This window comes from Cupriavidus sp. DL-D2, from assembly GCF_039710735.1.
Lineage (GTDB): Bacteria > Pseudomonadota > Gammaproteobacteria > Burkholderiales > Burkholderiaceae > Cupriavidus.
Genome location: NZ_JBDKXK010000002.1, coordinates 52,553 through 75,186, shown reverse-complemented (window position 1 = coordinate 75,186; position 22,634 = coordinate 52,553). Strand labels below are relative to the sequence as shown.

The following is a 22,634-nucleotide window of genomic DNA, read 5'->3' as shown; positions in this document are numbered from 1 at the left end:
CCGAACAATTTGCGTTTCCCGCATCACATCCCACAAAGACGAGGAAACGCAGATGGATCGCCGCAAGTTCCTGAAATGGGGCAGTTTCGTTACCGTGACGGTGGCCACTACGGGCCTGGCCGGCTGCGGTGGCGACGACGATAACAACACCCCCGCCCCCACCACGCCGCCGGTTACCAATCCCGGCACTTCCTACAAGTTCGATCAGGGCGTGGCCTCGGGCGATCCGAAACCCGACAGCGTCATGCTGTGGACGCGCGTGGCCGGTGCCGGCGCCGGCCAGAGCGTCAGCGTGCGGCTGCAGGTATCCGCCAACGCCGATTTCAGCACGCTCGTCGTCGATAGCACACTCAATGCGCTGCCCGACTGGGACTACACGCTGCGCAACAAGGTCACGGGCCTGACGGCCGGCACGACCTACTACTACCGCTTTATCGCCGGTAGCCAGACCAGCCCGGTGGGCCGCACCAAGACCGCGCCGGCCGCCGGCACGCCGCTCTCGCAGCTCAAGTTCGCCTTCATCACGTGCCAGGACTGGAGCGTGAATCACTGGGCCGGCATGGAGGAACTGGTCAGCGAGGATCTCGATTTCATCGTCCACATGGGCGACTACATCTACGAGACCGTCGGCGCCGCATTCCAGACAGGCAAGGTGGAAAGCCGCCATACGCAACTGACGCTGCCGAACGGCACCGCCACCGCCGATGGCACCTACGCCACCACGATCGACGATTACCGCTACCTCTACAAGTCGTATCGCAGTGATGCCCGCCTGCAGGCACTGCATGCACGCTTTCCGGTGATCGGCATCTGGGACGACCACGAATTCTCGGACGACTGCTGGCAGGACCACCAGACCTACACGGCCGCCGACGATGCCGACCCACGCACGGCCCGCCGCCGCGCCGCCAGCCAGGCATGGTTCGAATTCATGCCGGCCGATGTCAGCTTCGACCAGGCCGATACGTCGTTCCGCAATATCCAGATCTACCGCTCATTCACGTTCGGTAATCTCGCCACGCTGGTGATGACCGACGAACGCCTCTATCGCGCGGACCACGTGATCCCCGAGCAGGCAGCCGGCAGCAGCATCGGCAGCCGCTACTTCGTGCCGAAGGCCACGTTGGCTGGACTCGAAGCGAGCAAGATCAGCGGCGCGGGTGGTGCGCTGACGCCGGTGTCTATCCTCGGCGATACGCAGCGCGCGTGGTGGCAGCAGCAGATGGCGAGTGCCTCGACGACGTGGAAACTCTGGGGCAACGAGGTCTCGCTGCTGCGCATGCAGATCGATGGTACGCAAGCCATCGCCGCATTGCTCGCCAGCGGCCTGGTGCAGGCGAACAGCGCGCTCGCGCCGCTGCAAACGGGCATGATCGGCGCACTGGTGGCCGACCTGACCACGGCCAAGGGCGATGGCACCTATCCGACGCCGGCCTATGCCTCGCTCAAGGCGTACTTGCTGACCAATGCGGGCATCTCGAACGGCGTGTTCGACGCAGGCATCGCCCCCGTGCTCAACGCCGCCCTGCCCTCGGTGGCGCTACTGGACAAGTACATCCTCAACGCCGATCAGTGGGATGGCTACAACGCCGAGCGCAAGGCCATGATGGCCTTCCTGAAGAACGGCAGCATCAAGAATGTAGTGGCGCTGACTGGCGATATCCACGCGTTCTTCGCCGGCCCGGTGATGGACGACTACGACGCCACCACGCCGGTGCCCGTGATGGTGGATCTTGTCACCGCTGGCCTGTCGAGCAACTCGTTCCAGAGCTACTTCAAGAGCGTGGTGGATAGCGATGCGGCATTCAAAGCTGCCGCGCCGCTGATCTACACGACCGACTCCAGTGGCACGGTCACCAACACCTTCAACAGCACGCTGACGACGTTCAATCCGTGGCTGAAGTATGTGAATACGGACGCGCAGGGGTATGCGGTGGTGACGTTGACGGCGTCGAAATTGAGCTGCAGCTTCCGCAAGCTCAAGCCGCTGGCGAACGGCGTGGCGCCTGCGCTGCCGGCAACGGAGAGTGTGAAGGTGGTGGAGGTTGCGGCAGGGGTGCCTGCGGTGACAGTGGTTTGACCTGCTGATGGCATTCTCCCCTCTCCCGCGTAGCGGGAGAGGGGAGCAAACAAGCAGCGGGCGATCAGTCGACGCGCTTGTCGCGCTCGATCACAGCATAGGCACTGTGATTGTGGATCGACTCGAAGTTCTCGGCTTCCAGCGTGTACGCCACGATGCGCGCATCGGCATTGAGTCGCATCGCAATATCGCGCACGAGGTCCTCGACGAACTTCGGATTTTCGTAGGCGCGCTCCGTCACGAACTTCTCGTCGGGGCGCTTCAGCAGGCCCCACAGTTCGCACGACGCTTCTTCCTCAGCCATGCGTACCAGTGTTTCCACGTCGAGGTCGCCGGCCAGCTCCACCTTCATGGTGATATGCGAGCGCTGGTTGTGTGCGCCGTACTGCGAGATCTTTTTCGAGCACGGGCACAGGCTGGTCACCGGCACCAGTGCGGTCAGGAACAGGCGGGTCTGACCATCGCGTTTCTCGCCGATCAGCGTGACTTCGTAATCGAGCAAAGACTGCACGCCCGAGACCGGCGCGGTCTTGCTGATGAAGTACGGGAACGTGACTTCGATACGGCCGGCGTCGGCTTCCAGGCGCACGAGCATATCGTCGAGCAGCGCGCGGAACGCTGCAAGATCCAGCGGCGCGCGGTTGTCTTCGAGCAATGCCACAAAGCGCGACATGTGTGTGCCTTTCTGGTCAGCCGGCAGGCGTACGTCCAGCGTGAACGTGCCAACCGTGGCCACTGCGCCGGCCGGCGTCTTCAGCGTCAACGGATAGCGCACGCCTTTCACGCCAACGCGCTGGATCACGATCTGGCGGGTATCGACGCTCGATTGCACGTCGGGCATGACAAAGGCGGGATTGATGTCATTCATCTACGGTTTCCTCCAGGACGCCAGCCGGGGCGCGGCAGCCATCCTTACGGTCGCGGCGTTTTTCGCAGGATTTATTCTCCACGCCGCGCAACGAGTGTGAAACGACGGGTCCATGTACATGGTTCATGCACCGGCCCGCAGCTGCGAACACAAAATGGGAACGGCGATTTTACGGGATATCGGCAAGGCTCGCCGCAGGCGTGCGTGATTCCGCGCATTTCGAGCAGCCCATGCCCTGCCCGTGCGGCGCGTTGCCGGTTTGCGGCGCCCAAAACAAAACCGGCGCGGAATTTCCGCGCCGGTTTCAATCTTACTGAGACCGCTCAGGCCATCACGCCACGCGCGAGGTAGCCACCTTGACCGGTTGATCGGCCAGCTTGAAGCGCTCGCGCACCGAGCGCTCGATACCCGCCGCATCCAGGCCGCATTGCGACAGCAGGAATGCGGGATCGCCATGGTCGATGAAGCGGTCGGGCAAGCCCAGCACCAGCGTCGGGATCTCCACGCCGGCCTCGGCCAGCGCTTCGAGCACCGCACTGCCCGCACCGCCCATCGTTGCACCCTCTTCGACGGTCACCAGGAAGTCGTGGTCGGCAGCCAGTTGCTTGACCAGCTCCACATCCAGCGGCTTCACGAAGCGCATGTTCGCCACGGTGGCGTCTAGCGGCTCGGCTGCCGTCAGCGACGGCTGGAGCATCGAACCAAACGCCAGGATCGCCACGCGCTGGCCGGCACGTGCCTGACCCTGGCGGCGAATCTCACCCTTGCCCACCGGCAGCGCCGTGAGTTCAGCCTGCGTGGCCGCGCCCACGCCCGCACCGCGCGGATAGCGCACGGCGGTCGGGCAATCCTGCTGGTAAGCCGTGGTCAGCAGTTGGCGGCACTCGTTCTCGTCAGACGGCGTCATCACCATCATGTTCGGAATGCAGCGCAGGAACGGGATGTCATAAGCGCCCGCATGCGTGGCACCATCGGCGCCCACCAGGCCGGCACGGTCCAGTGCGAACACGACGGGCAAGTTCTGCAATGCCACGTCGTGAATCAGCTGGTCATAGCCGCGCTGCAGGAACGTCGAGTAGATCGCCACGACAGGCTTCAGGCCCTCGCAGGCCAGACCGCCTGCAAACGTCACCGCATGCTGCTCGGCAATGCCCACATCGTAGTAACGATCCGGGAAGCGCTTCTCGAACTCGACCATGCCCGAACCTTCGCGCATGGCCGGCGTCACGGCGATCAGGCGCTTGTCGGCAGCGGCCGTGTCACACAGCCAATCGCCGAAGATCTGCGTGTAGGTCTTGCGCGATGGCTTGGCAGCCGGGCGGATGCCTTCCTCGGGATTGAACTTGCCCGGGCCGTGGTACAGGATCGGGTCGGCCTCTGCCAGCTTGTAACCCTGGCCCTTCTTGGTGACCACGTGCAGGAACTGCGGGCCGTGGCCTTCCAGGGCGCGCTGGCGGATGTTCTGCAGCGTCGGCACCAGCGAGTTGAGGTCGTGGCCATCAATCGGGCCGATGTAGTCGAAGCCGAATTCCTCGAACAGCGTGGCCGGTACGACCATGCCCTTGGCATGCTCTTCCAGACGCTTGGCGAATTCGAGCACGGGGGGCGCAACGGACAGCACCTTTTCGATGCCCTTCTTCGTGGCCGCGTAGAACTGGCCAGACAAGAGTCGCGCCAGATGCTTGTTCAGCATGCCCACCGGCGGCGAGATCGACATGTCGTTGTCGTTCAGCACCACCAGCAGCGGCAGGTCCTTGTAGACGCCCGCGTTGTTCATGGCCTCGAAAGCCATGCCGGCGGTCATCGCGCCATCGCCGATCACCGCGATGCCAACGCGCTTCTCGCCCTGCGTTCGGGCGCCGAGCGCCATGCCGAGCGCGGCCGAGATCGAAGTGGACGAGTGTGCGGTGCCGAAGGTGTCGTACTCGCTTTCGGCGCGGCGCGGGAAGCCCGAGATGCCACCGTACTGGCGCAGCGTCGACATGCGGTCGCGACGGCCGGTCAGGATCTTGTGGGGGTAGCTCTGGTGACCCACGTCCCAGACCACGCGGTCACTGGGCGTGTCGAAGACGTAATGCAGCGCAATGGTCAGTTCCACCGTGCCGAGGTTCGACGACAGGTGGCCGCCGGTCTGCGAGACCGATTCGAGCACGTAGGCGCGCAGTTCGTCGGCCAGCGTCTCGAGTTGGCGCCGGTCCAGGCGGCGCAGGTCTGCGGGGTCGTCGATGTTGTTGAGCAGCGTGTAGGTCATTTGTGTCCGTTCGGCCGCCGGATTCTGTTTGTCCGGCTTGTCAGTTCAGTTTGAGCGCAGCACGATCAGGTCGGCCAATTCGGCCAGCCGGCCGGCGCGTGCGCCGAATCCCGCCAACGCCTCGTGGGCGTCGGTGCGCAGCTGGGAGGCCAGCTCGCGTGCGGCATCCAGACCAAGCAGCGACACATAGGTCGGCTTGTCATTGGCGGCATCCTTGCCGGCAGTCTTGCCGAGCGTGGCCGTATCGGCAGTGACGTCGAGAATATCGTCTACCACCTGGAACGCCAATCCCACGGCTGCCGAGTAACGATCCAGCGCTGCCAGGCCGTCCGGATCGATGCTTCCGCACAACGCGCCCATGCGCACGCTGGCACGCAGCAGCGCACCGGTCTTCATGCGATGCATGCCTTCCAGCGCGTCGCGGCTCATCGCCAGGCCCACGTTCTGCAGGTCGATGGCCTGGCCACCGCACATGCCCACGGAGCCCGATGCGTGCGCCAGTTCGGCCACCAGCTTCAGGCGCGCCTCGGCGCCCAGCGCCGGCGTCTGGGCCAGCACGATGAAAGCCTGCGTCTGCAAGGCATCGCCCACCAGCAGCGCCGTGGCTTCGTCGTAGGCCTTGTGGACCGTGGGACGGCCGCGGCGCAGGTCGTCGTCGTCCATGCATGGCATGTCGTCGTGGACCAGCGAGTAGGCGTGGATCATCTCCACGGCGCAGGCCGCAGCGTCACAAGCCTCGGGGGATGCCCCCGCCACTTCGCCAGCCGCATGCACCAGCAGCGGGCGAACCCGCTTGCCACCGCCGAGGACAGCATAGCGCATGGCTTCATGGAGGGTGTGTGGAATTGTGTCCCTGGACGGCAGTGCTGCGTCCAGGGCGGCCTCGGTCCGGGCGCCCTGCGCCCGCATCCAGGTTGCAAAATCGCTCATTCGAAGTCTGCGCCGTTGCTGTTGTTATCGGTACGTGACTCGGCTGCCAGGGGTTTCAGCGCGTCACCTTCCAGAACCTTGACCTGCTGGGCCACCCGCTCCAGGCTGTGCTGGCAATAGCGCACGAGTTCGGCGCCACGACGGTATGCCGTCAGTGAGGCCTCCAGGGGGAGTTCGCCGCTTTCCATGCTGGCCACCAGCGTTTCCAGCTCGGCCATGGCGGCCTCATAGGAAGCCGGCGGCACGCTTGCGGCCACCGGCTCGTCTGCCTCTTGAGGCTGCGCCGGGGCTGTGGTCGTTCTTGGCATGTCAGGCCTTGATCAGGGTAATTCGCGATTTTACGCCAAACCGTGGGCAGGCCGCAGAACAGACTGATCCATATTGCAGACAGCCCCGTGCGGATAGCGCACATATCAATCGCTTGTGACACGGGCGTGACCGCCATGTGACGTGTGCGCCCGGGTCGTCATTCCGAATGCGCCCGAAAGGGCACCTCCATGACGACCCGGGTCGACTTTTTCGCTAAAAAGGCCAAATAATCAGGCCCTTAACTTTTTGGGTCGGGTACAATCCCCGGCTCGTCAGCGAGTTCGCCCCCGTTGCGTTTTCCACGCATTCTCCAGTCTTGCAGATTGGGGAACCGGACCGGTTTCTGCTCGTCTGACACGGTTTCCCAAATCGATTCATATTTCGATGGTTGGGTTGTTCACTGCTTTCGCCTGTTCATAGGGAGTGGGGATAATGTCCAATCTCAGCACCGCGCTCAAACTTGCGCCGGCTGATTCGCAGTTGCCCGTGGATGTCTATTTCGACGAGGCGCTGCATCAACAAGAACTCGAACTGCTGTTCAAGAAGGGTCCCGGCTACGTCGGCCACGAACTGATGGTGCCGGAATCCGGCGACTTCCAGACGCTGGCCGCCGAGGACGAGGGACGCATGCTGGTGCGCAACCCGGACGGCATCGAACTGCTGTCCAACGTCTGCCGCCATCGCCAGGCCATCATGATGAACGGCCGCGGGAATGCGAAGAACATCGTCTGCCCGCTCCACCGCTGGACCTACGACCTCAAGGGTGACCTGTTGGGCGCGCCGCATTTCGCCGAGCAACCCTGCGTCCACCTGAACCGTTCGCCGCTCCAGAACTGGAACGGCATGCTGTTCGAGGGCGAGCGCGATGTGCGGGCGGACCTCGCGCGCATGGGGGTGGCCGAAGACCTGAACTTCGAAGGCTACATGCTCGACCACGTGGAAGTTCACGAGTGCGACTACAACTGGAAGACCTTTATCGAGGTCTATCTGGAGGACTACCACGTCGTACCGTTCCACCCAGGCCTTGGCAGTTTCGTGTCGTGCGACGATCTCAAGTGGGAGTTCGGCGAATGGCACAGCGTCCAGACCGTGGGCCTGCACGCGGGCCTGAAGCGTCCGGGCAGCATGACGTATCAGAAGTGGCACGAGGAAGTGTTGCGCTTCAACAACGGCAAGCTGCCCAAGCATGGCGCGATCTGGCTGACCTATTACCCCAACATCATGGTGGAGTGGTATCCGAACGTGCTCTGCATCTCGACGCTGCACCCGCTCGGGCCGCGCAAGACGCGCAATGTGGTGGAGTTTTACTACCCCGAGGAAATCGTGCTGTTCGAGCGCGAGTTCGTAGAGGCTGAGCGCGCCGCCTATATGGAGACGTGCATCGAGGACGACGAGATTGCCGAGCGCATGGACGCCGGCCGCCTCGCACTCATGAAGCGCGGCGTCAGCGAGACCGGACCTTACCAGTCGCCAATGGAAGACGGCATGCAGCATTTCCACGAGTGGTATCGCCGCGCCATGGACTATCAGAAGCGCTAGGCGCCACTGTGGTAACCCCGAAACGGACCGTGAAAACGGTCCGTTTTGCTTTGGAGCCGACCTCTTCCGACTGTTACAATCGCCATTCGCAATCGTTGCCGATACAACGAATTTCCCGCCCGGCGCCATGCCATGCGGCTTCAACCCGCTTCACCCGTTACCGCCCCTCGCCATGCAATCGCTCTGGATGCTGTTCGCCGCCTTCGCTTTCTCGTTGATGGGGGTGGGCGTCAAGCTGGCGTCGGACTACTACACCACGGGCGAGATCGTCTTCTACCGCAGCCTGATCGGCGTGACGATCATGTGGATCATGCTGCGCTCGCAAGGCATATCGGTACGTACGCCCCACATGGTCACGCACATCAAGCGCAGCCTGTTCGGCGTGACCGCGCTGCTGCTCTGGTTCACCTCGATCACGATGCTGCCGCTGGCCACGGCGATGACGCTGAACTACATGTCGCCGGTCTGGATCGCGCTGATCATCGGTGCTGGGGCGGCGCTGGCTGGCACGGGCCGAACCGCCGACAAGAAACTGATCGGCGCCATCCTGATGTCGTTCGGCGGTGTGATCTGCCTGTTGCAGCCTTCCGTCGTCGGCCACAACCAGCTCGCGGGCGGCATGATCGGCCTGATCTCGGGCGTGTTCACGGCGCTGGCGTATGTGGAAGTGCGCCAGCTCGGCCAGCTCGGCGAGCCCGAAGGCCGGATCGTGTTTTATTTCTCGGCGGTCGGGCTGGCCTGCGGACTGGTCTGGATGTTGTATTCGGGGGTCAGTCCGATGACTTGGCGCGGCGCCGGCATGCTGCTGGCGATCGGTATTCTTGCCACGCTGGGCCAGACATCGATGACGCGCGCCTACAAGCGCGGCAATACGCTGCTGACCGCAAACCTGCAATACGCAGGCATCGTGTTCTCCAGCCTCTGGGGCATCCTCGTCTGGAACGACAAGCTTAACTGGGTGTCGTGGCTGGGGATGGCGCTGATTGTCGGCAGTGGCATCGCCACCACGCTGACACGGGCGCGCGATACGGACGAGCATCCCACGCCGGCCACGCCGGTGAAGTCCCCGGAAGCCGAGGTCCACCCCGAGGTTTGATCCCTGAGCGGTGTAGCATTGACGGCGATTCGCTCAACGAGAGAGACCGCTGTCCATGCCATCTTCCACGCCATCACCGCTGATCACCGCTACCGAACTGCAGCAACTTCGCTCCGAAGGCCGCCGGACCGTCATCATTGACTGCTCGTTCGACCTGACCAATCCGGCTGCGGGCCGCGAGATCTACCAGCAGGGCCACCTGCCGGGCGCCTTCTATCTCCACCTCGACAACGAACTGTCCGGCCCGAAGACCGGCGTCAATGGCCGCCATCCGCTGCCCGACGCCGAACTGCTTGTGAACCGGTTGCGCGCGCTGGGCGTGGATGACGATACGCTGGTCGTGGCCTACGACGCCCATGGGGCGATGTACGCCGCGCGGCTGTGGTGGCTGATGCGCTGGGTGGGTCACGGTGCCGTAGCCGTGCTCGATGGCGGCAAGGCCGCCTGGGTGGCGGCGGGACTGCCGCTCGAACCCGGCGCGACGCCCGATCCGGAAACGGGTGGCAACCTGACGCGCCGGCCATCGCTGGTGCGCACTGCCGACGCCAATGCCCTGCTCGCCAATCTCGATCAACCTGCCCTGCTCGTGGTCGATGCCCGCGCACCGGATCGCTTCCGCGGCGAGAACGAGACGCTCGATCCTGTGGGTGGTCACATCCCTGGCGCAGCCAATCGCTTCTTCAAGGACAATCTGGCCGCCGATGGCCGGTTCAAGCCAGCCGATCAGTTGCGCGCCGAGTTCGAAGAAGTTTTCGGCGGCAAACCTGCTGCGCAGACCGTGATGCAGTGTGGATCGGGCGTGACGGCCTGCCACAACCTGCTGGCGATGGAAGCGGCTGGCCTGACCGATGCGGCGCTGTATCCGGGATCGTGGAGCGAATGGTGCGCCGACCCGAAGCGGCCGGTGGCTACCGGTAGCTAATCCACCGGCCACTGCAGGCAAAAAGCGGCGTCACCGGGACGCCGCTTCCTCCTGTTTCGAATGCTGATGGGCGTGCTGCTCGTGCACGCCATTGGTGATGAACACGATGGCCGTGATGCCGGCGGCCACCAGCAACACCTGCACCGCCGATTCCTTGAGCCGTGGCTTGCGCTGCATCTGCGGCATCAGGTCGCTCACTGCGATATAGAGGAAGCTGCTCGACGCGATCACCAGCACGTACGGAATCCAGCTCGACAGCTCGTCCAGCAGGAAGTAGCCGACCACGCCGCCGAGCACGGCGGCCAGACTCGACAGCAGGTTGAAGGCAAAGGCGCGCGCCTTCGAGAATCCGGCATTGAGCAGCACGATGAAGTCGCCCACTTCCTGCGGAATCTCGTGAGCGGCAATCGCCAACGCGGTGACCAGTCCGATATGCGGATCGGCCAGGAACGCGGCCGCAATCACGATGCCATCGGCAAAGTTGTGGAAGGTATCGCCCACCAGGATCGTCAGGCCACTGCGACCCGCTTCCTCGCGGTCATGCCCATGGTGATGGTGATGGCCGTCACCTTCGTGATGGTGCGAATGGCGCAGCAGCGAGATCTTTTCGAGCAGGAAGAAGCCCAGCAGCCCGGCCAGCAGCGTGCCGAACAGCGCGCGCGGATCGGCGCCGGACTCGAACGCCTCGGGCAGCGAGTGCAGCAGCGCCGTGGCCAGCAGCACCCCCACCGAGAAACTCACCATGCGCTCCACCACGCGCGAGGCAACGGTCAGCGATAGCACTGCCGCACCCAGGATGCTGCCGACGCCCGAAATGGTCGCCGCCAGCAGGATGTACAAAAGCGTGGAATGGATGATGAACTCCCGGACCGGCCCCCGCCCGACCACCGGGCAGTCGTCGCCGACTGAAACGCTCGCACTAACGCAACATGGTTGCAAAAACGCAAGAGTCGGCATTGTACGTACGACCGGCCTTGCTTTGCAATCACCCGCGCGGTCGTTGGGGCTACTTCACCGTCATCCGGGTCGATGCGGCATCAGGCAACCTTGTGCTGCTTGAACCAGGCCAGGCATCGCTGCCAGCCGTCCTTGGCCGCCGCTTCCACATAGCTGGCCCGGTAGTCGGCATGGAACGCATGCCCGGCTTCGGGGTAGACCACGAACGTCGACGCCTTCGCATTCGGATTCGACGATTCGGCCAGCGCCGCCTTCATCTGCGCCACGTGTTCCTGCGTGATACCGGTGTCCTTGCCGCCGTAGAGCCCCAGCACCGGCGCATTCAGTTCGCCAGCGATATCCACCGGATTGCGCGGCTTCAGCGGGTTGGGCTGGCCCACCAGTTGGCCGTACCACGCCACGCCGGCCTTTACGCGCTTGCTGTGCGCCGAATAGAGCCACGTGATGCGGCCGCCCCAGCAGAAACCGGTGATGGCCAGGCGGTTCACGTCGCCGCCATGCGCAGCCGCCCAGGCCACGCAGGTGTCGAGATCGCTCATGACCTGCGCATCGGGCGTCTTCTGGATGATGTTGGCCTGCAGTTCCTGGATGGTGCCATAGCTGCTGGGGTCGCCCTGCCGCGCAAACAGTTCGGGTGCGATGGCCAGGTAGCCAAGCTTGGCAAAGCGTCGGCACACATCGGCGATGTGCTCATGCACGCCGAAGATCTCGCTGACGACCAGCACCACGGGCAGGTTGGTCTTGCCCTCCGGCTGGGCGCGGTACACGGGCATGTTGAAGCCGTTCGACGGCACCGTGATCTCGCCGGCCGTCAGGCCCTGGAAATCGGTCTTGATGGTCTGCGCGGTCACCGGCAGCACGGCTGCGGCAAAAGCCGAGCCTAGCGCGGTCTTGACGAAACTGCGGCGGTCGAAGGGCTGGCCGGGGACGAGACTTTCAATTTCTGGCTTCAGCATGGGGCGGGCTCCGGGAATCAGGCGATATCGGGATGCCGCTCCATGTGACGCCAGCGCGGCGCCGTCGATTCTAAGCAAAGATGGCCGGTAGCGCACGCGCCACCGGCCATCCTTCTTTCGCCCATCGACCTCAGTGCAGCTTCACCCGGGGGCTGGTCTTGCTGCGCAGCCAGTGCGTGACCGTGTCGAGCCCCATGCCGATGGCGCCGTGCAGCGCCAGTACGTGCATGCGATACAGCGACGTGTACATGAAGCGTGCCATCAGCCCCTCGATGAACATCGACCCGCCGATCAGGCCGCCCATCAGGCTACCTACCGCGCTGAAGTGTCCCAGCGACACCAGCGAACCAAAGTCCTTGAAGCCGAACTCCGGCAGCGGCTTGCCTGCGAGCCGGGCGCGGATGGCGTCGTACAGGAACGTGGCCTGTTGATGCGCGGCCTGCGCACGCGGGGGCACCGTGGTCTGCTTCTCGGTCCACGGCGCGGCAGCGCAATCGCCAAACGCAAAGATGTTCGGATCGGTCTCGCTCTGCAGCGTGGGACCAACCACGATCTGACCCATCTTGCTGACTGGCAAACCCAGGGTGCGCAACACGCCCGGCGCGGTGATGCCGGCCGCCCATACGGTGAGGTCGGCATCGATATGCTTGCCACTGGCCGTGAGCACTGCATCCGAAGTGACTTCGGTCACGCGTTCGCCAGTGAACACATCGACTTCGAGCTTGCGCAGCAGCTTGGTCGTTTCTGCTGACACGCGTTCGGACAGCGCGGGCAGGATGCGCGGGCCGGCCTCGATGACGTGGATACGCACATCGCGGCGCGGGTCGAGCTGGTGCAGCCCATACGCGTTCAGCACATGCGCCGTGTTGCGCAACTCCGCCGACAGTTCCACGCCCGTTGCCCCCGCGCCGATGATGGCGACATCGACACGCGGACGGCCGTCCTCGCCCATGCGCCCCTTGCCATTCTGGGCGCGCACGCATGCCGCGATCAGCTTGCGGCGGAAGCGCTCGGCCTGCGCCACGGTATCGAGGGCAATCGCATGCTCGGCCGCACCGGGCACGCTGAAGAAGTGCGTCACGCAACCGATGGCCAGCACAAGCGTGTCATATGCCAACTCGCGCGCGGGCAACAGTTCGGCACCGTCCTGGTCGATACAGGCAGCCACATGGATGACCTTGCTCTCGCGATCGATGCCCGTCAGTTCGCCCTGCTGGAATTCGAAGTGGTGCCAGCGTGCCTGCGCCACGTATTCCAGTTGGTGAGTGTTGGGATCCATGCTGCCGGCAGCCACTTCGTGCAGCAGCGGCTTCCAGATGTGCGTGGGCGAGCGATCCACCAGCGTGATCTGCGCCTGACGCGACTTGCCGAGCTTGTCACCGAGCCGCGTGACGAGTTCGAGCCCGCCGGCACCGCCACCGACAACGATGATGCGATGGAGTGCGTTGGATGCACGCGGCGCCGCGCTGCGTTGCGGACCGCTTGCGATTGGTGTGGTTTCCGTAGGAGTAGGGGCGCTTTCCTCTTTGCCTTGTGCGTTGCTCATGGTCTACCCGATGTTTTCAATTTGAAAACCGGTGCAGGCCCCTGCGGCGTCTTTCTGTTGTGGTCTCGCACCGCGAGGCCGTTATTCTGTACTGCGAAGATTCTGCTGACTACGACTGGGTTGCTGCCAGTGTGCTGCACAGCAACACGACTGGCAAGGGGGTCCCCGGTCGTTTCAGCAAGTACTTCTTTGCATACAGCGGCATCGCAGGGGCGACAGACAAGACAGGTGACTTGCTAGTGCGCCTCTTCCCAGTTCGAGCCGCTGCCCACTTCAGCCACCAACGGCACATTCAACTGCGCCACGCCGCACATCAGCTCGGGCAGCTTCACCTTCACAAGTTCGAACTCTGCCTCGGGCACTTCGAGCACCAGTTCATCGTGTACCTGCATGATCTGACGCGAGCCCAGCTTGTCGGCCTCCAGCCAGTCCTGCACGGCGATCATCGACAACTTGATCAGGTCTGCTGCGGTCCCCTGCATCGGCGCGTTGATGGCCGCGCGCTCCGCTGCCTGACGGCGCGGACCGTTGCCGCCGTTGATATCCGGCAACCACAGGCGACGACCGAACACCGTCTCCACATACCCCTGTTCGCGCGCCTTCTGCCGCGTCTCTTCCATATAGTTCGCTACGCCCGGATAGCGCATGAAGTAGCGATCGATATAGTGCTTGGCCGCCTCGCGCTCGATGCCAAGGTTGCCGGCCAGCCCGAACGCGCTCATGCCGTAGATCAGGCCAAAGTTGATGACCTTGGCGTAGCGGCGCTGCTCGCTTGTCACGGCCTCGCGTTCCACGTTGAAGATCTCGCCGGCCGTGGCGCGGTGGATATCTTCGCCATTGGCAAACGCGCGCAGCAGATTCTCGTCGCCCGAGATATGCGCCATGATGCGCAGTTCGATCTGCGAATAGTCCGCGGAAACAATCACGTTGCCCGGCGCGGCAATGAACGCTTCGCGAATGCGGCGGCCTTCTTCCGTGCGCACCGGAATGTTCTGCAGGTTTGGCTCGGTCGAAGCCAGGCGGCCAGTCACGGCAGTGGCCTGCCCATAGCTCGTATGCACGCGGCCCGTGCGCGTGTTGACCATGCGCGGCAGCTTGTCGGTGTAAGTCGATTTCAGCTTCGACAGACCCCGGTAGTCCAGCAGCAGCTTGGGCAGGGGATAGTCTTCGGCCAGTTTCTGCAGCACCTCTTCGTCCGTGGACGGTGCGCCGCTGGCGGTCTTCTTGACCACCGGCAGCTTCATCTGGTTGAACAGGATTTCACCGATCTGCTTTGGCGAACCGAGGTTGAACGGCTGCCCCGCAGCTTCATGCGCAGCGCGCTCGGCTTCCATCATGCGCTGGCCCAGGTCCGCGCTCTGTGCAGCCAGACGGTCCGCATCGATCAGCACGCCGTTGCGTTCGATCTTCTGCAGTACCACCGACACCGGGATCTCGATCTTCTCGTAGACGTAGCGCAGCCCTTCGGCCTGCTCCAGTTGCGGCAGCATCTTGCGATGCAGGCGCAGCGTCACGTCGGCATCTTCCGCCGCGTACTCGGTGGCACGCTGCAGGTCGATCTGGTCGAAGCCGATCTGGCTCGCGCCCTTGCCGCAGACTTCCTCGTACGTGATCGTCTTCACGTTCAGCAGGCGCTCGGCCAGGCTGTCCATGCCGTGATTGCGGTACGACGCCAGCACGTAACTCTCCAGCATCGTGTCGTGGGCAATGCCACGCAGCGTGATGCCGTGATTCATGAAGACGTGCGAATCGTATTTCAGGTGCTGTCCCAGCTTCAGACGCGAATCATCTTCGAGCCACGCACGCATCCGCTCCAGCACGAACTCGCGCGACAGCTGGCCGTGGTTATCCATGCCCGCCACATCGGGGCCGCGATGAGCCACCGGAATGTAGGCGGCCTCGCCCGGCTCCACCGACACCGAAATGCCAACCAGTTCGGCCACCATCGGATCGAGCGACGTGGTTTCCGTGTCGATGGCTACCAGTGGCGCATCCACCAGCTTCAGCATCCAGGCTTCGAGCGCGGCCTCGGTGGTCACAGTCTCGTAGCGGACATCGGCCGGCGTCAAATCCTCGGCGGGCGCTTCCGACGCGCTCGGCGCGGCATCGAACAGCCCCCCCTGCGCAGACTGCGCGGGTTGCGGCGTGGCACGTGCTCCGGCGGCGCGCGCATTCGGCAACGCCTCGCCAGTGGCTTCGCGCAACCATGTCTTGAAGCCGTACTTGCGGAAGAAATCGACAAGCTTCTCCTTGTCTTCGCCAAGGTCATGCAGCGCCTGGAAATCCGCCACCGCATCGCTCAGGTCGCAATCGGTCTTGACGGTCACCAGTTCGCGCGCGCGCGGCAGCCAGTCAAGCGTGTTGCGCAGGTTCTCGCCCACCACGCCCTTGATACCGTCGGCGCCAGCCATGATGCTGTCGAGCGTGCCGTACTCGGTCAGCCATTTGACGGCAGTCTTCGGCCCCACCTTGGGCACGCCCGGCACGTTGTCCACGGCGTCGCCGATCAGCGACAGATAGTCGACGATACGCTCGGGGGCCACGCCGAACTTGGCGACCACGCCGGGCGGATCGAGGATCTCGCCGCTCATCGTGTTGACCAGCGTGACGTTGCCATTCACGAGCTGCGCGAGGTCCTTGTCGCCGGTGGAGACCACGGTATTCACGCCTTGCGCCGTGGCCTGGCAGGCCAGCGTGCCGATCACGTCGTCGGCTTCCACGCCCTCGACCACCACAATCGGCCAGCCCAGTGCGCGCACGGCCTCATGGATCGGCTCGATCTGGCGGGCGAGGTCCTCGGGCATCGACGGGCGATGTTCCTTGTAGGCGGGATATAGATCATCCCGGAACGTCTTGCCCTTGGCGTCGAATACGCAGGCGATATATTGTGCGGGGAAATCGTTGCGCAGCTTGCGCAACATGTTGATCATGCCGTAGATTGCCCCTGTGGGCAGACCTTCGCCATTCCTCAGGTCCGGCAGCGCGTGATACGCGCGATACAGATAGCTCGATCCATCGACGAGCAAGAGTGTTTTTCGACTATCCGACATTCCCATGGACTCTAAATTGACTGGTGCCCCCGCAGGCGGCGCAGACGCCGCCCCCCTCGCCGACACGGACGTTTCCGACATTTCCGGTAACACGGTGAATCCGCCGCCCGAGAAAGCCTCGGCACACGCCGCGTCCATCGCCGCAAAAGCCGATGCCGCAGCAGCTGGCAAGACCCCCGAGGAACAGGACGCTGCCGCCCGCGCGGCGGCCGCTCGCGCAAATCCGCGCAAGATGATTCCAAGCCTGCGTGCGCTGGCGGATGAAGACCGCGCCACGGCAAAGAAGGCGCGCGCATCGTGGCAAATGTTCACGATTATGGCAGAGTTCATCGAGGCGACCGAGTACCTGTCCGAGATCCGGCCGGCCGTTTCTATCTACGGCAGCGCGCGGCTGCGCGAGGACTCGCCGTACTACCAGAAGACCATCGAGATCGCCCGGCTGTTCTCGGACGCTGGCTTCGCCGTGATCTCGGGTGGTGGCCCCGGCATCATGGAAGCCGCCAACAAGGGCGCACACGCCGGCAAGTCCGCCAGCGTGGGTCTGAACATCGAACTTCCGCACGAGCAGCAGGGCAATCCGTACCAGGACATCGCCATGCGGTTCCGCCACTTCTTCACGCGCAAGGTCACTTTTGTGAAGAATTCGGATGCGTTCATCGTGATGCCCGGCGGGTTCGGCACGCTTGATGAACTGGCCGAAGTGCTGACGCTGGTGCAGACCGGCAAGTCCCGCGCCGTGCCAGTGGTCATGTACGGCAGCCGCTTCTGGAAGGGCCTGCTGGACTGGTTCCGCTTCACGCTGCTGCCGATGGGGTTGATTGCCGAACACGATCTGGACCTGATGAAGATCGTGGACGAGCCGCAGGAAGTGCTGGAAGCCGTGTACGAGTACTACGAAAAGCGCGGCGGCGACCACCCGATTCCGCCCAAGGAAGAAATGTTCTACCTGTAAGGCATTACGCGTTGCAACCACCCGCTGGCCGGTGTCGCGACGGACCGGACAGTGGGTGGACGGAAGGCCACGAGAACAGACCGAAAATGGCAGGAATTGCTAGAATGGAAACCTGTTCATCCTGACTGGGCCGGCGCCGCCGGATTCGGCAGGATCCATCCGCGCAGCGGGCCCTCCCTGCCCGCGCGCACAGGAGCTTCAGATGACTTCCCCTTCGCAACCGGGTGCCAGGCTGGCCGATCTGCATGCAGCGATCCGCCGCCCCGGCTATGTGCTCGCGCTTGCCGCCGCCGTGCTTGCCCTGACCGCCAGCCAGCGTGTGCTGGCGCAGGACTCGGAAACCAGCAACGCCTTGACGCAGCAGGAACTCAACAAGATCAACAACCAGCCGATCGCCCCTGCGTCCAAGAGCCAGCTGAACCAGCCGCGCGAGCCGAGCTTCCAGTTGCGTGAGCGCGATGGCACCCAGGTGACCGAATACAAGGACAAGGGACGCGCCACCGAGATCCAGGTGCAATCGGGTTTCGGCACCAAGTACGAGATGAGCAAGCCGGAAGATAGCTCGCCGCGAATCCGGGATCACGACGTGAATCGCGTGCCCTCCGTGAACCTCAAGTTCTGAGCCTGAAGGACGTTTTCTGGTTCAGGGCCTCATGTCCTGATACCCTTTAGCCTTTCTTACCCACGATTGCCGCCAAGGCCCAGCCCGGGCGGCCATCGCGCCGGCCCTCCGGCAGCAATGCCGCGGCGGCTGGCCGGCACCTTGTCGTGCCGACCGGCCGCTCCCCGATTCGCACCAATTAAACAGTATGGCCGTTTTCACCACGGTCTCGCAGGACGAGATCGCCCGCTGGCTGCTTGACTATGACCTTGGCGAAGTGCGCGCGCTGCGCGGCATCGCCTCGGGCATCGAAAACAGCAATTTCTTTCTGACCATGGAGCAGGATGGCGTCACGCGCGAGTACGTGCTGACGATCTTCGAACGGCTGCGCAGCGACCAGTTGCCGTACTACCTGCATCTGATGGACCATCTGGCGCGCCACGACATCAGCGTGCCGGCCCCGATGCCCGCTCGCGATGGCGAGATCCTGCGCGAGCTCAAGGGCAAGCCGGCCACCATCGTGACACGGTTGCCCGGCACCTCGCAATTGGCCCCGCAGCCCGAACATTGCGCCGAAGTGGGCGCGATGCTGGCGCGCATGCACCTGGCCGGGCAGGACTATCCGCGCCAGCAACCGAACCTGCGCAGCCTGGGCTGGTGGCAGCAGACCACGCCAGAGATCACCCCATTCCTCGACACGGCACAGCGCAAGCTGCTGACCGACGAGATCGCGCACCAGACCGCCTTCTTTGGCAGCGCCGACTATGCCGCGCTGCAGGGCGGCCCGTGCCATTGCGACCTGTTCCGCGACAACGTGCTGTTCGATACTGCCGGGGGCCAGCAGAAGCTCGGCGGTTTCTTCGATTTCTACTTTGCCGGCAACGACAAATGGCTGTTCGACCTGGCCGTGACGGTCAACGACTGGTGCATCGACTTGCCGACCGGCGTGCTCGACCTCTCGCGTGCGGAGGCCATGCTGCGCGCCTATCATGCGGTGAGGCCGCTGACAGCGGTAGAGGCGCGTCACTGGCAAGACATGCTGCGCGCCGGCGCGCTGCGCTTTTGGGTATCGAGGCTGTGGGATTTCTATCTGCCGCGCGAAGCCGATATGCTGCAGCCGCATGACCCGACCCATTTCGAACGCATCCTGCGCCGTCGCCTCGACGACGCAGCGGCGCTCCCCTGGATCTGATTCGCCATGCAACTACTGGAAGTTTCCGCCAAGGAAGGCTATGTCTGGTTCCGCCAGGGTGTCTGGCTGTTCCGCAAGAACCCGCTCGCCTTCCTGATGCTGCTGTTCATCTACCTGATCGCCGCGCAACTGGCGATCTTTGTACCGCTGCTCGGCATCATCGCACTGCTGGTTTTCACGCCAGGGCTTTACGTAGGCGTGATGACGGCTTGCCGTGAGGTCATCCAGAACAAGCGCGTACTGCCAACCATCCTGTTGTCGGGCTTCCGCAGCAACGGCAAGCAGGCGATGCGCAATCTGCTTGTGCTGGGTGGCATCTATGCGGTGCTGATTTTCACGCTGAGTCTGATCGCAACCTCGGTGGTGGACATCGGCACGGTGGCGCCCATGGTGCTCAAGGGCGAGGAACCTTCGGCCGAAGCCGTACAGCAGCTCTACTATGCGCTGATGATCGGCGCCCTGCTCTATACGCCGATCGCGATGCTGTTCTGGTTCGCGCCGCTGCTGTCGGCCTGGCACCAGGTGCCGCCGGTCAAGGCGCTGTTCTTCAGCTGGACCGCCTGCTGGCGCAATCGCGGCGCGTTCTTCACCTACGCCATGCTGTTCGCGGTGTTGCTGGTAGCGGTGCCGCTGGTGCTGGAGACCGTGTTCGCGGCATTCGGCGGGCAGGAAGTGCTGTCGTTCCTCGTGACGCCGTATTCGCTGCTGATGCTGGCTATCCTGTACTGCTCGTTCTATGCAACGTACCGGGGTTGTTTCAATATCCTGCCGCCGGAAGAGGTGGTGAACGGGGCGCAGCAGCCTTGATATCCGCTTGTCTTGCTCCCCTCTCCCGCACGGCGGGAGAGGGGTCGGGGGAGAGGGTCAGCAGTGCAAATTGCGATGCGCCGGCAAGCAGAACCTCCCGCCCTCTCCCCTACCCCTCTCCCAGAGGGAGAGGGGAGTAAAACAGCGAGGGAGTGAAGCGCTCAATCAATCGGATCCAGCTTCGCCACTGCCAGTGCCAGCCACTTCACGCCGTGGCGCTTGAAGTCGATATTCGCGCGGGCATCGGCACCCTCGCCTTCCAGTGCCTTGATCCGGCCTTCTCCGAACTTGGTGTGAAAGACGTTCTGGCCCACGCGAAAACCCGTGGCTGCGGCGCGTTTTTCCTCGGCGTAGTTCTTCTTGCCGGTATCCATGCCGCCCGTGGGCTTCGTGCCCGTGTACGGCACATCTTCCGCACGCTTGAACCAATCCCGGCCCCAGGCGTTGTCGCGCTCCTGGCGGCTGACGCCGTAGCCGGTCTGGCCTTGCGGAATGATCCACTTCAGCGATTCCTCAGGCAGTTCCTCGAAGAAGCGTGATTTCATGTGGTAGCGCATCTGGCCGTGCAGGACGCGGCTCTGCGCGAACGACAGGAACAGCCGCTCGCGGGCGCGGGTGATGGCCACATACATCAGGCGGCGCTCTTCCTCGATGCCATCGGCTTCCTGTGCGCTGTTGTCGTGCGGGAACAGCCCCTCTTCCAGCCCGGTGATGAATACCACGTTGAATTCCAGGCCCTTGGCCGCGTGGACCGTCATCATCTGCACCGCATCCTGGCCGGCCTGCGCCTGGTTGTCGCCGGCTTCCAGCGACGCGTGAGTCAGGAACGCCACCAGCGGCGTCATCACCACCGGCAACTGTTCGGGGTCGAGTACCTGCTGATCCTGGTCGCCCTGCGCCAGTGCCGGCGGCGCATCGCGCCCCACGGGCAGCATGCGCGCCGGGGCATCCAGCCCGAAGCCATCTTCCACGACGAATGCCTGCGCGGCAGTCACCAGTTCCTGCAAGTTCTCGATGCGGTCCTGGCCCTCTTTCTCGGCCTGGTAGTGCGCAATCAGGCCGCTGGTATTGGTGACGTACTCCACCGTCTCCGGCAACGTCATGCGGCTCGTTTCCGTGCGCATCTGATCGATCAGGCGCAGGAACGCGCCCAGCGAACTCCCCGCCTTGCCGGGCACGTAGGCCACGGCCTCCGCCAGCGAGAGGTTGTACTGGCGCGCGGCGTCCTGCAGCGTTTCCAGGGACTTGGCGCCGATGCCACGTGTCGGGAAGTTGACCACCCGGGCGAAAGCGGCGTCGTTGCGCGGGTTCTCGATCAGTTGCAGGTAGGCCAGCGCATGCTTGACCTCGGCCCGCTCGAAGAAGCGCAGGCCGCCGTACACGCGGTACGCGATACCCGACGAGAACAGCGCATGCTCGATCACGCGCGACTGCGCGTTGCTGCGGTAAAGGATGGCGATCTCGGAGCGTGTCATGCCCTGCGCGATCTGGTCACGAATCTCCTCGACGATCCACGACGCCTCCTGGCCATCGGTGCCAGCCTGATACACGCGCACCGGCTCGCCGTGCCCGGCATCGGTACGCAGGTTCTTGCCCAACCGGCGCGCGTTGTGCGAGATCAGGTGGTTGGCGGTATCGAGAATGTGACCATGCGAGCGATAGTTCTGCTCCAGCTTGATCATGTGGCGCACGCGGAATTCCTGCTCGAAATCGCGCATGTTGCCCACGTTGGCACCGCGGAAGGCGTAGATGCTCTGGTCATCGTCACCCACCGCGAACACCGCCGCCCCGTTGCCTGTGCCATAGCCGGCCAGCAGCTTGAGCCAGCGGTACTGCAGTACGTTCGTATCCTGGAACTCGTCGACGAGGACATGCCGGAACCGGTACTGGTAGTGCTGGCGGATGGCGTCGTTGTAGCGCAGCAGTTCATAGCAGCGCAGCAGCAACTCGGCGAAATCCACCACCCCTTCCCGCTGGCACTGCTGGTCATAGGCCGCGTAGAGATCCACGAACCGGCGATTGAAATCGTCGTTGGCTTCGACGTCAGCCGGACGCAGGCCCTGCTCCTTGGCGTTGTTGATGAAGTACTGCAGGCTCTTGGCCGGGTACTTCTCGTCATCGACGTTGAGCTGCTTGAGCAGGCGCTTGAGCGCCGAGAGCTGGTCCTGGGTATCGAGGATCGAGAAGGTCTGCGGCAGTCCGGCATCGCGGAAATGCGCGCGCAGCATGCGGTTGCACAGCCCGTGAAAGGTGCCGATCCACATGCCGCGCGTATTGATCGGCAGCATCGACGACAACCGCGTCTGCATTTCCTTGGCGGCCTTGTTGGTAAAGGTCACCGCCAGGATGCCGGCCGGCGAGACCCGGCCGTTCTGGATCAGCCAGGCAATCCGCGTGGTCAGCACGCGGGTCTTTCCACTGCCCGCGCCCGCCAGGATCAGGGCCGGTTCGTCCGGCAGGGTGACGGCGGCGAGTTGTTCGGCGTTGAGATTGGCTAGCAGGCTGGACATCGGGACAGGGCCGGAAAAGTAGGCGGCAATTATACCGGCGGCCAACCCTCCCTTACCGGGATGGTTTC

At 63.8% G+C, this 22,634-nt stretch carries 17 protein-coding genes; 8 read left to right on the top strand and 9 right to left on the bottom strand.

Going from position 1 to position 22,634, the window contains the following annotated elements; translation table 11 throughout:
- The first annotated feature begins 52 nt into the window (after positions 1-52).
- Positions 53-2,080 carry an alkaline phosphatase D family protein gene (locus ABDB81_RS01395; RefSeq protein WP_346809462.1) on the top strand — a complete coding sequence of 676 codons (2,028 nt, stop codon included), beginning with the start codon at positions 53-55 and terminating at the stop codon, positions 2,078-2,080.
- A gap of 64 nt (positions 2,081-2,144) precedes the next feature.
- On the opposite strand, the gene folE2 is transcribed toward ABDB81_RS01395, so the two are convergent.
- The 4 genes from folE2 to ABDB81_RS01375 form a co-directional block, all read right to left on the bottom strand.
- Entirely contained in the window at positions 2,145-2,948 is an 804-nt protein-coding gene (folE2, locus tag ABDB81_RS01390; RefSeq protein ID WP_137925750.1) for a GTP cyclohydrolase FolE2, read from the bottom strand.
- A 331-nt stretch (positions 2,949-3,279) separates the two neighbouring features.
- Complete coding sequence (gene dxs, locus ABDB81_RS01385; protein ID WP_137925749.1) at positions 3,280-5,199, bottom strand: 1-deoxy-D-xylulose-5-phosphate synthase; 1,920 nt, start codon at positions 5,197-5,199, stop codon at positions 3,280-3,282.
- 45 nt (positions 5,200-5,244) lie between these two features.
- A complete protein-coding gene (locus tag ABDB81_RS01380) occupies positions 5,245-6,129 on the bottom strand; it encodes a farnesyl diphosphate synthase (protein ID WP_137925748.1) in 885 nt (294 codons plus the stop codon).
- Positions 6,126-6,437 (bottom strand): exodeoxyribonuclease VII small subunit, encoded by a 312-nt coding sequence (locus ABDB81_RS01375; RefSeq protein WP_137925747.1) that lies wholly within the window; start codon positions 6,435-6,437, stop codon positions 6,126-6,128. The genes ABDB81_RS01380 and ABDB81_RS01375 overlap by 4 nt, the downstream gene beginning before the upstream one ends.
- A gap of 433 nt (positions 6,438-6,870) precedes the next feature.
- On the opposite strand from ABDB81_RS01375, the gene ABDB81_RS01370 reads away from it, so the two are divergent.
- From ABDB81_RS01370 to ABDB81_RS01360, 3 genes are all read left to right on the top strand, one after another.
- Positions 6,871-7,977, top strand: a complete 1,107-nt coding sequence (locus tag ABDB81_RS01370) for an aromatic ring-hydroxylating dioxygenase subunit alpha (protein WP_137925746.1) — start codon at positions 6,871-6,873, stop codon at positions 7,975-7,977.
- A gap of 172 nt (positions 7,978-8,149) precedes the next feature.
- Entirely contained in the window at positions 8,150-9,073 is a 924-nt protein-coding gene (locus tag ABDB81_RS01365; protein ID WP_137925745.1) for a DMT family transporter, read from the top strand.
- Between the two features lie 55 nt (positions 9,074-9,128).
- Positions 9,129-9,995 carry a sulfurtransferase gene (locus tag ABDB81_RS01360; RefSeq protein WP_346809460.1) on the top strand — a complete coding sequence of 289 codons (867 nt, stop codon included), beginning with the start codon at positions 9,129-9,131 and terminating at the stop codon, positions 9,993-9,995.
- A 30-nt stretch (positions 9,996-10,025) separates the two neighbouring features.
- Here the strand turns inward: ABDB81_RS01360 and ABDB81_RS01355 are convergent, their stop codons facing one another.
- From ABDB81_RS01355 to polA, 4 genes are all read right to left on the bottom strand, one after another.
- The gene (locus ABDB81_RS01355; RefSeq protein WP_202126689.1) at positions 10,026-10,835 is read right to left on the bottom strand and encodes a ZIP family metal transporter; all 810 of its coding nucleotides are present in this window, start codon (positions 10,833-10,835) and stop codon (positions 10,026-10,028) included.
- Positions 10,836-11,032: 197 nt separating this feature from the next.
- Complete coding sequence (locus ABDB81_RS01350) at positions 11,033-11,908, bottom strand: dienelactone hydrolase family protein (RefSeq protein ID WP_346809458.1); 876 nt, start codon at positions 11,906-11,908, stop codon at positions 11,033-11,035.
- A 130-nt stretch (positions 11,909-12,038) separates the two neighbouring features.
- Positions 12,039-13,454, bottom strand: coding sequence for an NAD(P)/FAD-dependent oxidoreductase (locus ABDB81_RS01345; protein WP_137925741.1), 1,416 nt, complete (start codon positions 13,452-13,454; stop codon positions 12,039-12,041).
- A gap of 236 nt (positions 13,455-13,690) precedes the next feature.
- Entirely contained in the window at positions 13,691-16,504 is a 2,814-nt protein-coding gene (polA, locus tag ABDB81_RS01340; protein ID WP_346809456.1) for a DNA polymerase I, read from the bottom strand.
- 4 nt (positions 16,505-16,508) lie between these two features.
- Here polA and ABDB81_RS01335 point away from each other — a divergent pair, with 4 nt between their 5' ends.
- From ABDB81_RS01335 to ABDB81_RS01320, 4 genes are all read left to right on the top strand, one after another.
- Positions 16,509-17,456 carry a TIGR00730 family Rossman fold protein gene (locus ABDB81_RS01335; RefSeq protein WP_171020422.1) on the top strand — a complete coding sequence of 316 codons (948 nt, stop codon included), beginning with the start codon at positions 16,509-16,511 and terminating at the stop codon, positions 17,454-17,456.
- A gap of 202 nt (positions 17,457-17,658) precedes the next feature.
- Positions 17,659-18,078: a DUF2782 domain-containing protein gene (locus ABDB81_RS01330; protein WP_137925739.1), complete on the top strand. Its 420-nt coding sequence runs from the start codon at positions 17,659-17,661 to the stop codon at positions 18,076-18,078.
- A gap of 187 nt (positions 18,079-18,265) precedes the next feature.
- Positions 18,266-19,249, top strand: coding sequence for a homoserine kinase (locus tag ABDB81_RS01325; protein ID WP_346809454.1), 984 nt, complete (start codon positions 18,266-18,268; stop codon positions 19,247-19,249).
- Positions 19,250-19,255: 6 nt separating this feature from the next.
- A complete protein-coding gene (locus ABDB81_RS01320) occupies positions 19,256-20,056 on the top strand; it encodes a BPSS1780 family membrane protein (protein ID WP_137925737.1) in 801 nt (266 codons plus the stop codon).
- A 161-nt stretch (positions 20,057-20,217) separates the two neighbouring features.
- On the opposite strand, the gene ABDB81_RS01315 is transcribed toward ABDB81_RS01320, so the two are convergent.
- Positions 20,218-22,566 (bottom strand): UvrD-helicase domain-containing protein, encoded by a 2,349-nt coding sequence (locus ABDB81_RS01315; RefSeq protein WP_346809452.1) that lies wholly within the window; start codon positions 22,564-22,566, stop codon positions 20,218-20,220.
- Between the last annotated feature and the right edge of the window lie 68 nt (positions 22,567-22,634).

Coding starts and splice junctions, on each gene's coding strand:
- ABDB81_RS01395 (WP_346809462.1), top strand. CDS start 53: ATGGATCGCCGCAAGTTCCTGAAATGGGGCAGTTTCGTTACCGTGACG.
- folE2 (WP_137925750.1), bottom strand. CDS start 2,948: ATGAATGACATCAATCCCGCCTTTGTCATGCCCGACGTGCAATCGAGC.
- dxs (WP_137925749.1), bottom strand. CDS start 5,199: ATGACCTACACGCTGCTCAACAACATCGACGACCCCGCAGACCTGCGC.
- ABDB81_RS01380 (WP_137925748.1), bottom strand. CDS start 6,129: ATGAGCGATTTTGCAACCTGGATGCGGGCGCAGGGCGCCCGGACCGAG.
- ABDB81_RS01375 (WP_137925747.1), bottom strand. CDS start 6,437: ATGCCAAGAACGACCACAGCCCCGGCGCAGCCTCAAGAGGCAGACGAG.
- ABDB81_RS01370 (WP_137925746.1), top strand. CDS start 6,871: ATGTCCAATCTCAGCACCGCGCTCAAACTTGCGCCGGCTGATTCGCAG.
- ABDB81_RS01365 (WP_137925745.1), top strand. CDS start 8,150: ATGCAATCGCTCTGGATGCTGTTCGCCGCCTTCGCTTTCTCGTTGATG.
- ABDB81_RS01360 (WP_346809460.1), top strand. CDS start 9,129: ATGCCATCTTCCACGCCATCACCGCTGATCACCGCTACCGAACTGCAG.
- ABDB81_RS01350 (WP_346809458.1), bottom strand. CDS start 11,908: ATGCTGAAGCCAGAAATTGAAAGTCTCGTCCCCGGCCAGCCCTTCGAC.
- ABDB81_RS01345 (WP_137925741.1), bottom strand. CDS start 13,454: ATGAGCAACGCACAAGGCAAAGAGGAAAGCGCCCCTACTCCTACGGAA.
- polA (WP_346809456.1), bottom strand. CDS start 16,504: ATGTCGGATAGTCGAAAAACACTCTTGCTCGTCGATGGATCGAGCTAT.
- ABDB81_RS01335 (WP_171020422.1), top strand. CDS start 16,509: ATGGACTCTAAATTGACTGGTGCCCCCGCAGGCGGCGCAGACGCCGCC.
- ABDB81_RS01330 (WP_137925739.1), top strand. CDS start 17,659: ATGACTTCCCCTTCGCAACCGGGTGCCAGGCTGGCCGATCTGCATGCA.
- ABDB81_RS01325 (WP_346809454.1), top strand. CDS start 18,266: ATGGCCGTTTTCACCACGGTCTCGCAGGACGAGATCGCCCGCTGGCTG.
- ABDB81_RS01320 (WP_137925737.1), top strand. CDS start 19,256: ATGCAACTACTGGAAGTTTCCGCCAAGGAAGGCTATGTCTGGTTCCGC.
- ABDB81_RS01315 (WP_346809452.1), bottom strand. CDS start 22,566: ATGTCCAGCCTGCTAGCCAATCTCAACGCCGAACAACTCGCCGCCGTC.